11 protein-coding genes are annotated in these 12202 nt (G+C 76.1%); 6 read left to right on the plus strand and 5 right to left on the minus strand.

Translation table 11 applies throughout. The features are described 5' to 3' along the window. The first annotated feature begins 9 nt into the window (after nucleotides 1–9). The 6 genes from B086_RS0123050 (at nucleotide 10) to mshD (ending at nucleotide 6794) form a co-directional block, all read left to right on the plus strand. Entirely contained in the window at nucleotides 10–1248 is a 1239-nt protein-coding gene (locus B086_RS0123050) for a S1C family serine protease (RefSeq protein ID WP_018568795.1), read from the plus strand. Between the two features lie 116 nt (nucleotides 1249–1364). After that, a complete protein-coding gene (locus B086_RS40570) occupies nucleotides 1365–1604 on the plus strand; it encodes a hypothetical protein (RefSeq protein ID WP_018568796.1) in 240 nt (79 codons plus the stop codon). 132 nt (nucleotides 1605–1736) lie between these two features. Beyond that, nucleotides 1737–2486, plus strand: a complete 750-nt coding sequence (locus tag B086_RS0123060) for a response regulator transcription factor (protein WP_018568797.1) — start codon at nucleotides 1737–1739, stop codon at nucleotides 2484–2486. Next, on the plus strand, nucleotides 2483–3937 hold the full coding sequence (locus B086_RS0123065) for a HAMP domain-containing sensor histidine kinase (protein WP_018568798.1): 1455 nt from the start codon (nucleotides 2483–2485) through the stop codon (nucleotides 3935–3937). Before B086_RS0123060 ends, B086_RS0123065 begins: the two co-directional genes overlap by 4 nt. 91 nt (nucleotides 3938–4028) lie before the next feature. Next, nucleotides 4029–5810 (plus strand): immunity 49 family protein, encoded by a 1782-nt coding sequence (locus B086_RS0123070; RefSeq protein WP_037873828.1) that lies wholly within the window; start codon nucleotides 4029–4031, stop codon nucleotides 5808–5810. 63 nt (nucleotides 5811–5873) lie between these two features. Beyond that, nucleotides 5874–6794 carry a mycothiol synthase gene (mshD, locus tag B086_RS0123075; protein ID WP_018568800.1) on the plus strand — a complete coding sequence of 307 codons (921 nt, stop codon included), beginning with the start codon at nucleotides 5874–5876 and terminating at the stop codon, nucleotides 6792–6794. Here the strand turns inward: mshD and B086_RS0123080 are convergent. The 5 genes from B086_RS0123080 to B086_RS0123100 all read right to left on the minus strand — a co-directional run bounded on the left by B086_RS0123080 (nucleotide 6772) and on the right by B086_RS0123100 (nucleotide 11470). Then, nucleotides 6772–7494 carry an ABC transporter gene (locus B086_RS0123080; RefSeq protein WP_234029348.1) on the minus strand — a complete coding sequence of 241 codons (723 nt, stop codon included), beginning with the start codon at nucleotides 7492–7494 and terminating at the stop codon, nucleotides 6772–6774. The two genes, mshD and B086_RS0123080, sit on opposite strands and share 23 nt — an antisense overlap. Then, nucleotides 7482–9062: a hypothetical protein gene (locus tag B086_RS0123085; RefSeq protein ID WP_018568802.1), complete on the minus strand. Its 1581-nt coding sequence runs from the start codon at nucleotides 9060–9062 to the stop codon at nucleotides 7482–7484. The genes B086_RS0123080 and B086_RS0123085 overlap by 13 nt, the downstream gene beginning before the upstream one ends. Next, a complete protein-coding gene (locus tag B086_RS0123090) occupies nucleotides 9062–9922 on the minus strand; it encodes an ABC transporter ATP-binding protein (protein WP_018568803.1) in 861 nt (286 codons plus the stop codon). Before B086_RS0123090 ends, B086_RS0123085 begins: the two co-directional genes overlap by 1 nt. A 112-nt stretch (nucleotides 9923–10034) precedes the next feature. Next, nucleotides 10035–10922, minus strand: a complete 888-nt coding sequence (locus B086_RS0123095; protein WP_018568804.1) for a hypothetical protein — start codon at nucleotides 10920–10922, stop codon at nucleotides 10035–10037. Next, the gene (locus B086_RS0123100) at nucleotides 10919–11470 is read right to left on the minus strand and encodes an RNA polymerase sigma factor (protein ID WP_018568805.1); all 552 of its coding nucleotides are present in this window, start codon (nucleotides 11468–11470) and stop codon (nucleotides 10919–10921) included. Before B086_RS0123100 ends, B086_RS0123095 begins: the two co-directional genes overlap by 4 nt. Between the last annotated feature and the right edge of the window lie 732 nt (nucleotides 11471–12202).

The raw sequence follows: 12202 nt of genomic DNA on the forward strand, positions 1-12202 counted from the left end.
CTCAATGACATGACCGAGAGCATCCGCCGCAGCGGCGAGTACGAGTACTCCCAGGGTGACGCACAGACCCCGACCGCCTCCTTCGCGCAGCCGGCGGACCCGCACCGGCCCGCCGCCTCCTCCGGGAGCCCGGTGGACCGGGTGAGCCCGGTGAACCCGGAGTGGCCGCCCCCGCCGGCGTACGCCCCGGCCACTCCCCCGGCGTACGCCACCGGCGGTCACGGCGGTCATGACGGCTACGGCGGTCACGGCGGCCAGGGCTTCGGCGGTCACGGCTTCGGCGGTCACGGCTTCGGCGGTCATGACGGCGGCGGCACCGCTCTCCCGACCGCCGCCCCGGCCGGTCCCCCGCCCGCCCCCCGCAAGCGCGCCAAGGGACCGCTCGCGCTGCTCGCCGCCGTGGCGATCGCCGCGGCGGCGGTCGGCGGCGGCACCGCCTACGCCTTCCAGCAGCTGACCGGCAAGGACACGGTCGCCGCCGGCACCACCAGCACCAATGTGGTGCCCTCCAGCCAGCGCGGCAGCATCGCCGCGATCGCCAAGGCGGTCAGCCCCAGCGTCGTGGAGATCACCGCGACGCTCAACAACGGCACGTCCACCGGTTCCGGTGTGATCATCAGCAGCGGCGGCGAGATCGTCACCAACAACCACGTGATAGCGGGCGCCTCCACGATCAAGGCGCGGACCAGCAACGGCGACACGTACACCGCGCAGGTGGTCGGCACCGACAGCTCCAAGGACCTCGCCCTGATCAAGCTGGCGGGCGCCTCCGGGCTGAAGCCCGCCTCGCTGGGCGACTCCAGCGCCGTGGCGGTCGGCGACCAGGTCGTCGCGATCGGCTCCCCCGAGGGCCTGACCGGCACCGTCACCAGCGGCATCGTCTCCTCCCTGAACCGCGACGTGACCGTGTCCACCGACGAGAGCCAGGGGCAGGGCCAGGGCCAGGGGCAGGGCGACGGCCAGTGGCCGTTCGAGTTCGGCGGCCGGCACTTCAACGGCGACACCGGCTCCTCCACCACCACCTACAAGGCCATCCAGACCGACGCGTCCCTGAACCCGGGCAACTCCGGCGGCGCGCTGATCGACGCGGCGGGCAACATCATCGGCATCAACTCGGCGATGTACTCGGCGGCGACGTCCGGTTCGGGCGACTCCTCCGGCGCCGGCAGCGTCGGACTCGGCTTCGCCATCCCGATCGACACCGTCAAGGCCGACCTGGCCAAGCTGCGCTCCGGCGCCCAGAACTGACACCGGCGGGCCACGGCGGCGCCCCCTCGGGACCCGCCGCCGGCCGCCCCGCCCACCGCACCGCGAGAAGGGACACGCGCAGGCACCACGGCACCCCGCACGACAAGGAGCACGCCATGATCCAGCAGCTGATCCACGCGAGGACCCCGAAGAACGCCACCGCCCCCGCTCCCGCCCCCGGCACCCCCGCGCGCGGCACGGCCCCGGCCCCCGGCCCCGGCATCCCCGCACGCCGCGCCCCCGAGGCCGCCGCCGGCTCCGTGGCCGTACCGCACCTGATGGGTCTGCGGATGCCCGCCGACCGCCCGCACCGGCACAAGGTGCCCCTGGGCCGGCTGACGGCAGTGGCGGCCTGAGCGGACACGCGGCGCACGGGACAGGTGCCGGACATGGGAATCTGGGAGCAACCCACCCCGGGCCCGGGGAGCGACCGGCCGGTCGTCCCGCCGGGTCCGGACTGCCCCGAGGAATCCGAGGAACCACCACCGATGAGTCCCGCCGACGGCGACCGCGACGACCACGGCCGCGTCCCCCAGCGCATCCTGATCGTCGACGACGAACCCGCGGTGCGCGAGGCGCTCCAGCGCAGTCTCGCCTTCGAGGGGTACGGCACCGAAGTGGCCGTGGACGGCGCCGACGCCCTGGAGAAGGCGGGCGCCTACCGGCCCGACCTGGTCGTCCTCGACATCCAGATGCCCCGTATGGACGGCCTGACCGCCGCCCGCCGGATCCGCGCCGCGGGTGACACCACCCCGATCCTCATGCTGACGGCCCGCGACACGGTCGGCGACCGGGTCACCGGCCTGGACGCCGGGGCCGACGACTACCTGGTCAAGCCCTTCGAGCTGGACGAGCTGTTCGCCCGGATCCGCGCGCTGCTGCGCCGCAGTTCGTACGCTGCGGCCGTGGACGCGTCCGTCGACGAGGGCGACGTGCTCGCCTTCGCCGATCTGCGCATGGACCTGGCGACCCGTGAGGTGACGCGCGGCGGACGCCAGGTGGAGCTGACCCGCACCGAGTTCACCCTCCTGGAGATGTTCATGGCCCATCCGCGCCAGGTGCTCACCCGTGAGCAGATCCTGAAGGCGGTCTGGGGCTTCGACTTCGAACCCTCCTCCAACTCGCTCGACGTCTACGTCATGTATCTGCGCCGCAAGACCGAGGCGGGCGGTGAGCCGCGCCTGGTGCACACGGTGCGCGGGGTCGGCTACGTCCTGCGGCAGGGCGGCGCGGAGTGAGCAGGGCCCTGCGCCGCTTCCGTTCCCTGCCGATCCGCTCGCGGCTGGCGCTGCTGGTGGCGGCGGCGGTGGCGTTCGGGGTGGCCGCGGTGTCGGTGACGTGCTGGTTCATCGTGCAGGGGAAGCTGATCCAGCAGATCGACGACGACCTGCGGGCGGCCACGAGCCCGGTGGGCTCGCGCAGCGTGCAGAACCTCCTCGCCAGTTGCAGCAACACGCCCGGCAGCACGGACGAACGGGGCCCCGGCTCCACCGACTACTACGTCCAGATCATCGACTCCGCCGGCCGGACCTGCGTCTTCGACAACTCCGTCGGCACGGTCAAGGTGACGGGCACCGACACCGCCGTCGCCCAGAACGCCGACCGGGGTCTGTCGACGCTGCACGACAGCACCGACACCAAGGGCGACCCGGTGCGCGTGCTGGCCTCCCCGCTGCTCATCGCCTCCCCGGCGGGCCCGCAGATCTACCCCGGCCACGCGCTGCTGATCGCCTCGCCCCTCAAGGACACCGACAAGACCCTCAACGACCTGGCGCTCCTGCTGCTGCTCGTGTCGGGGATAGGCGTCGTCGGGGCCGGGGCCGCGGGGCTCGCGGTGGCCCGCGCCGGTCTGCGCCCGGTCGACAAGCTCACCGAGGCCGTCGAGCACGTGGCCCGCACCGAGGACCTGGCGGTCCGCATCCCGGTCGAGGACGACAGCGAGGACGAGATCGCCCGGCTGTCCCGCTCCTTCAACTCCATGACCGCGTCCCTGGCGTCCTCCCGCGACCTCCAGCAGCAGCTGATCGCCGACGCCGGACACGAACTCCGTACGCCGCTGACCTCCCTGCGCACCAACATCGAACTGCTCACCCGCAGCGAGGAGACCGGCCGCCCGCTGCCCGAGGCCGACCGCAAGGCGCTGCTCGCCTCGGTGAAGGCCCAGATGACCGAGCTGGCCGCGCTGATCGGCGACCTCCAGGAACTGTCCCGCCCCGAGGGCCAGCGCGGCGAACGCGTCCAGGTGATCGCGCTCCAGGACACCGTCGAGTCCGCGCTGCGCCGCGCCCGGCTGCGCGGCCCGGAGCTGACCATCACCGCCGACATCGAGCCCTGGTTCGTCCGCGCCGAACCGGCGGCCATGGAACGCGCGATCGTCAACATCCTCGACAACGCGGTGAAGTTCAGCCCCGAGGGCGGCGTGGTCGAGGTCCGGCTCTCTGACGGCGTCCTCACCGTCCGCGACCACGGCCCCGGTGTCCCCGCCGACGAACTCCCGCACGTCTTCGACCGCTTCTGGCGCTCCCCCGGTGCCCGCGCCCTCCCCGGCTCCGGCCTCGGTCTCTCCATCGTCGCCCGCACCGTCCAGCAGTCCGGCGGCGAGGTCACTCTCACCCCGGCACCCGACGGCGGCATGATCGCCACGATCCGCCTTCCGGGGGCGCCCACTCCGCCGCCCGAACTGCCGTGACCTGCGGGGATGACCCGCTGTCAGTGGCCTCTTCTAGGGTGGGACCCTGAGCGTGGACGGCAGGCTGTGTGTGGGGGGCAGAGCGGTGCGGGTGGAGCGGCATCAGGTGGAGGACGCCCGGGTGGCGGCCGCGGTGGAGGGGTTCGCCGGGCGGATCGGGCGGCTGGTGCATTCGTTCTCGAAGGCCGGGCCGGTGACGGCGTACGAGTACCGGCTGATCGCGGAGGAGTTCCTCGACTGCCTGGGGGCGCTGTCCACGAGGGATCCGGGGCTCGGGTCACCGGAGGCGAAGGCGGTGCTGGAGGACGCGGCGGAGGCGGCCGTGGGGGCGGTGGCGTACACGGCGTACCACCCGGTGTACCCGTTCGACGTGTTCCTCCACTATGTGAACTGGGGGGTCTGCCACGACCGCGAGGAGGGTGAACCGCTGCCGGTCCCCCTCCGGACGGACTGGTGGCTGGACGCGTTCTGCCTGGCCGTGTCGGCCGGGCGGGCCGAGGACCACGCGGAGACCTTCCGCTTCGCGTGGTGGGCCCGGCGCACCCCCGCCGAGAGACGGACCGGGCTGCCCGACGACGAGCTGGTCAACGGCTTCCTGGCGTACGTCCTCGGGGACACGGGCGGCGAGGAGGACGGCCACCCGCCCTCCGGCGAGGAGCAGGTGGCCGCGCTCGACGCGGCGATCGGGCGGGTGCGGGCGGGAGCCGGCGGGGGCGGTGCCGCCGGGCCGGACGACCGGGCGGAGACCGTCGGGCTGCTCGCGCTGCGGGCCCTCGCCGCGGGAGACCGCGAGGCGTTCGGGGACGCTCTGGTACGGCTGCTGCGGCCGGTCGCCGAGGCGGCGGGGCCGGATGCCGCCCCGCGCACACTGCTGCCGCTGCTGCCCCTCGCCCTCGCGTCCCTCGCCCACCGGCACGAGGGCCGGCCGCCGGAGATCGAGAGCGACTATCTGCCGTACGGGCCGGTCACCGGGTTCGAGCGCGAGGGACCGCGGGTCGGGCCCTACGGACGGGACGTACGGCCCGGCGCCCGTGCCGAACCGGCCGCCGGGCCGGTGCGGTTCGCGCGGCCGGAGCTGCCGGGCGCGATGCTCCCGGAGGCGGAGGCAAGGCTCCGTGAGCAGGTGCGCGGCGCGCTGGACCCCGACCCCGCCGACCCGTACGCCACCTGGGAGCTGTCGCGCGCCCTCGGCCATCTGGAGCTGCTGGTCAGGGGCCGGGCCCGCGGGGCGGCCGACCCCGAGGAGGCGATCGCCGACGACGTGCTGCTGGGCTCGCGGTGCGGCGCGACCGTCTTCCGCGCGGCCCTCGCCGAGCCCGGCACCGGGGTCGAGGCCGAACTCGGCGGCAGGACGGTCCGGTACGCCGCCTGGAAGGCGGACGACGGGCCCGACGCGCGCACCTGGCAGCTCGCCGTGAACCTCGCCCTGATCTCCGGCCGCCGCGACGACCTCGCCCCGCTGCTCGCGGCCGGACCGCCCGCGGAGCGCTACGGCGACACCCCGCTCACCGGCTACCGCCGCGCCCTGCACGCCCAGCTGAGCGACGCGGACCCGCGGCCCGCCCTCGACGCGGCCCTGCAACGCTGCGCGGCGATACGCGGCTCCGCGTTCCTGCCGCCGCCGCTGGTGCTGCTCTCGCAGTTCACCGGCGGTGACGAGGAGAGCTTCAACCTGGCCCTGCTGGACGCCCTGGAGACCCACCGCGACCACTTCTCGGTGGGCGACCGGGCCGAGAGCCCCGACGCCACCCTCAGCCTGGACGTCCTGGCGCTGGCCTGCCACGCCCGCCGCCGGGGCTGGGAGATCAGGGTCGAGTCGCCCTATCTGCCGCCCCGGCTGCTCCGGACGGCGCGCCCGCTCCAGCGCCCGTAGGGCGAGGGGCCCGATCCGCGCGAGACCTCCGCCGCCCGGTTTCCGCTCGGTACTCTCGGACGCATGACCAGCGACGAGACCGCACCGACCGCCCGCTCACTGGAGACCGTCACCGCGCTCTCCCCGGACCAGGCCGAAGCCGTGCTCGGCCTGATCGCCGCGGCGGCCCGCGCCGACGGGCAGCAGGCCGTGTCCGAGCAGGGCAGGCTCCAGTTGCGCGGCGGCGCCCGCGAGGGCGTGTCGCATCTGCTGCTGCACGTCGACGGCGAACTGGCCGGGTACGCGCAGCTGGAGGACACCGACCCGGTGGAGGCGCCCGCCGCCGAACTGGTCGTGCACCCGGCGCACCGCGGGCACGGGCACGGCAGGGCGCTCGGCTCGGCGCTGCTGGCCGCCTCCGGACGGCGGCTGCGGGTGTGGGCGCACGGCGGGCACTCCGCCGCCCGGCACCTCGCCCAGGTCCTCGGGCTGACCCTGTTCCGCGAACTGCGGCAGATGCGGCGCCCGCTGGCCGGCTTCGACCTGCCCGAGCCGGTGTGGCCGCAGGGCGTCACCGTACGGGAGTTCGTGCCCGGCCAGGACGACGCCGCCTGGCTCGCGGTGAACGCGGAGGCGTTCGCCCACCACCCCGAGCAGGGCTCCCTCACCCAGCGGGACCTGGACGCCCGCAAGGCCGAGTCCTGGTTCGACCCGGGCGGCTTCTTCCTGGCCGAGCGCGAGGGCCGGCTGATCGGCTTCCACTGGACCAAGGTGCACGCCGAGGACGGCCTCGGCGAGGTGTACGTCCTCGGGGTGCGGCCCGGCGCGCAGGGCGGCGGCCTCGGCAAGGCGCTCACCGTGACCGGTCTGCGGCACCTGGCCGCGCGCGGCCTGCCCACCGCGATGCTGTACGTCGACGCCGACAACAAGGCGGCGGTCTCGGTCTACGAGCGGCTGGGCTTCACGACGTACGAGACGGACCTCATGTACCGGACGGAGATCTGAGGCCCGCGCTGCCCCGGTGACCGGCCGCCCCGCGGCCGCCCAGGGGGTCGGGCAGACACGCCGCCCAGGCCAGCGCGGCGGCGGCGCCGATCGCCGCCCACCACCGGTGCGCCACCGCCCAGTTCGGGTCGCCCGGGGCCGGCAGCAGGCTCCACCGCTCCGGTGCCAGCAGCAGGGCGACGGCCAGCACGAGCAGGGTGAGCGCGACCGTCGTGCCCGGCGTGGGCTCGGGGCCGAAGCGCACGGTGGCCGCCGCGAGGGCCAGCGCGGTCAGCGCTGTCGCCGCCGCCTCCAGGGTGAGCGGGCCGGCCGGCGGGCGGGCCCCCTCCGGCACGAGGAGCAGCGCGGCGGTCCACCACGCCGCGGCGAGCGGGGCGACGAGCGCCAGCCGCAGCGCCGCACGCACGGGCCGCCGTACCGGCACCGCCGACGTGGCGTGCCGGGCCGGGTCGTCGAGCAGGAACCCCAGGGCGAACCCGCCGAGCAGCGCGACCAGCCGCAGCACGACCACTCCGGCCGCCGGGCCCGGACCGCCGTCGGGCACCAGCCGGGTGCCGCCCGCGCAGAGCAGTGCCAGCCCGCCCGCCGCGCCGGTCACCCGCCACGGCAGCGCCCGCCACACCGGCCGGACCAGCGCGCCGATCACCCGGCGCGGCGTCCCGTCGGCGCCCCGCTCCCGGCCTTTTGTCACCTCTCGCACGAGTCCGTGTCCTTCCCGTGGCCGATGCCCGGCACATGCAGCAGTTCGGCGACCCTGGCCGTGGAGGTGCCGGGCGCGGTCAGTTCCTTCCAGTGGCCGCGTACGGCGGAGGCGACCTCCGCGTGCGGGCGGCCGAGCAGCGTACGGACGACGTCGGTCTGGCCGGCGCTCATCAGCAGGTTGCCGGTGGGCGTCAGCACGACGGCGCCGCCCTCGATGCTGTCGTCGATGCGGACATCGCGCAGGGAGGCGAGCGGGTCGGAGGCCCCGCCCAGGGCGAGCCACAGGACGGTGACGACGCGGCCGTCGCACAGTTCGGACCCGGCGTGCTCGTCGCCCGCGACCAGGACGGAGGCGAGGCCCACGGCGTACTCGGGGACGCGGTTGCCGCCCCAGCGGGTGCCGACCGTGACCGTGCCGGGCACGGTGGACGGGTCGTAGGAGGGGTCGTTGTCCAGGCCGTAGCGCGCCTCGACGCGCTGGCGCACGGTCAGCGGGCGGGTGGCGGCCGTGCCGCCGGCGAGGGCGCGGACGCGGTCGGTGGTCCTCGCCCAGGCGTCGGCGCGGCCGGTCCACTCGGGCAGCGCGCAGTACGTGGTGGCGCCGCGCGCCGTGCAGCGCTCGACGGCCTCCGGGTGCGCGGACACCTCGGCGCGGGCCGCCCGGAGCGCGGCGGAGGGCCCCTGGGACTGGCCGGCGACGCCGGTGGCGGTCGCGACGAGCGCGAGCACGGTGAGCGCCGCGACGCCGGTGGAGCGCCCGCCCGAACGCAGCAGGGCGGCGCCCAGCAGCAGGACCGCGAGACCCGCCAGATAGAGGGCGTGCCAGGCGGCCGGGCGGCCCACCAGGTCGGAGGGGAACGGGTCGGCGCCGCTCTCGGTGACGACCGGGGACAGCCAGCGCTTCCAGTGCGCGCCGCCCGTCGCCGTGGTGAGGAACAGACCGGCCAGCAGGACACCGACGACGACGAGCGGCGCGGCGTGCACCGAGGGGACCAGCCGGGCCAGCAGCACGCCCGCGACCCCGCCGAGCAGGGTCACCAGCGGCGCCACCGCCAGCTCGGCGAGCGAGCCGTGGCCGACCGCGCCCGGCTCCAGCGCGTCCGAGGTGAAACGGGCGGCGACGACGAGGGCGGTGAGCAGCGCGAACGGCACGACGGACAGGGCGTGGGCGAGGGTGCGCCGCCACGGTTCCATGACCAGCACGTCGAACTGCTCGTCGGTGCCCCGGCGGCGGGAGCGCAGCACGGCCCGGTCGGCGCAGACGAACAGGGCGAGGCCGAGCAGCAGTCCGCCGCTCTGGGTGGCCCGGTCGGCGTCCTGGAGGGCGGGGTGGTCGGCCATGCCCTCCCGGCCGGTCAGTTCGTGCCAGCCGGTGTGGCCGGAGTAGATCTGCCAGGCGGTCGCGGCGACGTACACCGCGAAGAAGACCAGCACCACGGGGTGCCGGGCCAGTTCGCGGGTCTCGGCGCGGGCCAGGGCGAGGACGGCGCGTGCGCGCGGGCCGTGCGGGCCGCCGTCGGCGGCGGCCGCGGCCGGGGGCGCCGGGCGGGCGGTGGCTGTCGTCATCAGGCCGCCGCCTTGCTGCCGGAGTCGTCGAGGGCCAGCAGGTAGCCGTCCTCCAGGGTGGGTTCGAGCAGGCGGGCGCCCTCGGGCGGATCGCCGACGTTGCGGAAGTCGCCGGTGCCGGTGCGCCAGCCGGCGCGGGCGGCCGGGTCGCGCTCGGTGCCGCTCCACACCCGGCCCGCGGCCTGCGCGGTCAGTTCGGCGGGGGTGCCCTCGAAGCGGATCCGGCCGCCGGCCATGACGATCACGTGGTTGCAGAGCATCGCGACGTCCTCGGTCTGGTGGGTGGACAGCAGGACGGTGCGGCCCTCGGCGGTACGGGTGACCAGGTCCCGGAAGCGCATCCGCTGCTCGGGGTCGAGGCCGACGGTGGGTTCGTCCAGCACCAGGAAGCGGGGGGCGCCGACGAGCGCGGCGACGAGGGCCACGCGCTGGCGCATGCCGCCGGAGAGCTTCTTGATGCGCCGTCCGCGTACGTCGCCGAGCCCGGCCTCCTCCAGGGCGCGGCGCACCTCGCGGTGGCGGGCGCCGCGGTCGGTCAGCTCCTTCAGGATCGCCACGTAGTCGACGAAGGCGAACGCGGTGAAGTCCGGGTGCAGTCCCGGGTTCTGCGGCAGATAGCCGAGCAGGCGGCGCAGAGCAAGGCGGCCGGCCGTGGTGCCCGGGTCGTGGCCGAGCACGGTGAACGCGCCCCGGTCGGCGGGCACGGCCGTGGCCAGCACCCGCAACAGGGTCGTCTTCCCGGCGCCGTTGGGCCCGAGCAGCCCGGTGATGCCCTCCTCCAGCCGCAGCGACACGTCGTCGAGCGCGGCGACGCCGCCGTAGCGGAGGGTGAGCCCGGAGGCGGAGACGGTGACGGTCACGAGGCACTCCCGTGCGGGGGATCGAAGCGGGTGGCGTTCATGGGGGCAAGGGCAGGGGCAGGGTCGGGGACGGGACCCGGGGTGACGGCGGTCGCAGGCCGTGCCGCGTGCCTCATGGCCGGTTCCCGTACGGCAGGTCCCCGTGCGGGGGGCGGGCCGCGGCCACGTCGAAGCGGTCGCGCAGCCGGTAGAGGAGGGCAGCGGCGAGGGCGGCGACCGCGGCGGCCGTGCCCTGGCCGGCGGCCGTGAACGGCGGCAGGGGCGCATCCCCGTGCCGGGTCGCCTCCGCCACCAGCAGGAGGGCGGTCCAGGCGCCGCCGGTCAGGGCGGGGGCGAGGACCGGGCCGAGGCGGGGGGTGAGGGCGAGGCCGGTCGAGGTGAGGGCGAGCGCGGGCAGCAGCCAGGCCAGGGCGCGCGGCCCGTAGCCGGGCAGGGCGAGGGTGGCGAGGCCGTTGACGCCGAGCGCGGCGACCAGCACCGCGACCGCACGCGTCAGCACCAGCCGGAACCCGTGCATCGGGGCGACCACGGCCATCTCGTACGCCGGGTCGAACGCGGGCCCGTAGGCGAGGGCGACGCCCGCCAGCGGGAGGAGCGGGGCGAGCGCGAGGAACAGGGTGGGCGAGTCCGGGCCGCGCAGGGTGTCGGAGACCGCCGCCGTCATCACTAGGACCGCGGTGACCGCGATCAGCCACGACCGGCGCAGCACCGGAGTGGCGGCCAGCAGCCGCGCGGTGTGACCGGCGACGCCGCAGCGCACCAGCAGCACTTCCAGCGGGCCGGGGCGGGGCGCGTCCAGTTCGGCGTCCAGCCGGGCCCAGCCCTCGTCCAGGGCCACCGGGTCGGCGAGCGCGGCGAGCCGGGCCCGGCACCCGGCGCAGTCGGCGAGGTGGGTGTCGGCGGACCACAGCAGGGGTGCGGTGAGTTCGCCGCGGTCGTAGGCGCGCAGGTCCTCGTCGGCGAGGTGCCAGGTCTTCCGGGGTGTCGTTCCGCCGCTCATGCCAGCGCCTCCCGCAGTTGCTTGCGGGCGCGCAGGGCCCGCGTCTTGACCGTGCCGGGCGGGATGCCGAGCAGGACGGCCGCCTCCCGGGTGGTGAGTCCGTCGACGACCGTGGCCTGGAGTACGGCCCGCAGTTCCGGCGAGAGCCGGATGAGGGCGCCCGCGAGGTCCCCGTGCTCCACGCCCGCGAGGACGCGTTCCTCGGCGGACGCCTCGTCGCGGTGGCGCAGCCGGGTCAGGGCCTGGCGCAGCCTTCCGCGCGCGCCGTCGCCGCGCAGGGCGTCGATCAGCCGGCGCGAGCCGATCCGCCACAGCCAGCCGGCCGCGTCCTGGGCGGCGGCCTCCTCCCGGTAGCGGGCCTTGCCGCGCCACACGGCGAGGAAGGTCTCCTGGACGACGTCGTCGACCATCGCCGGGTCGGCACAGCGTCCGCGCAGCCGGGCGGCCAGCCATGGCGCGTACCGCCGGTACAACTCCTCGAAGGCGCGCCGGTCGCGGTCCGCCGCGATGGCCCGCAGCAGTTCCCCGTCGCTTCTCGTTCCGCTCACATCTCCTCTTCGGACGGACCCCGCGAACCGGTTCACGGCGGGTGCGGGAGGTTTTCGGCCGGCCGACCGGGGGCGGCCCGGCCACGCTTCCCGACGGACCGGCCACGTTCCCCGACGGACCGGCCACGTTCCCCGACGGACCGGCCACGTTCCCCGACGGACCGGCCACGTTCCCCGACGGACCGGCCACGTTCCCCGGCGGACCGTGGGCGGCCCCCGGTGGGGCCCGGCCGCCCACGGCGGGCGCGGGGCGGTACCCGGCGGGCGCGGCCGGTCCGGGGCGGTGCCCGGACAGTCCGGGACGGTCGGTGGCCGGTCCCGTCCCGCCCAGGTTCCCCGACCGGGCGGGGACGGTCTCCGGCGGGGCCGGGCAGGCTCACGGCAGGGCCGGGGCGATGTCCGGCGGGACCCGGCAGGCTCACGGCAGGGCCCGTCAAGGCTTTCCGACCGGTCGGGACGGCCCCAGCGGGGCCGGGCCGGTTCAGGGTCGGCCCCGGGCGGTGCCCGGCAAGTCCGGGCCGGTTCACGGCGCCGCTGGGAGGCCCCCTGGCCGGTGCCGCCGGGCCTGGGCCGGTCCTCGACGTGACCGGGGACGGTCCATGTCAGGTTCGAGACACACCGGGCCGGGCCGGGCCGTGCCGTGCCGTGCCGTGCCGTGCCGGGCCGGGCCGTGCCGTGCCGGGCCGTGCCGTGCCGGGCCGTGCCCCAGCGGTTCCGGGACGCTCCGCGCGG

It is taken from the genome of Streptomyces sp. PsTaAH-124 (assembly GCF_000373685.1).
Taxonomy (GTDB): Bacteria; Actinomycetota; Actinomycetes; order Streptomycetales; family Streptomycetaceae; genus Streptomyces; species Streptomyces andamanensis.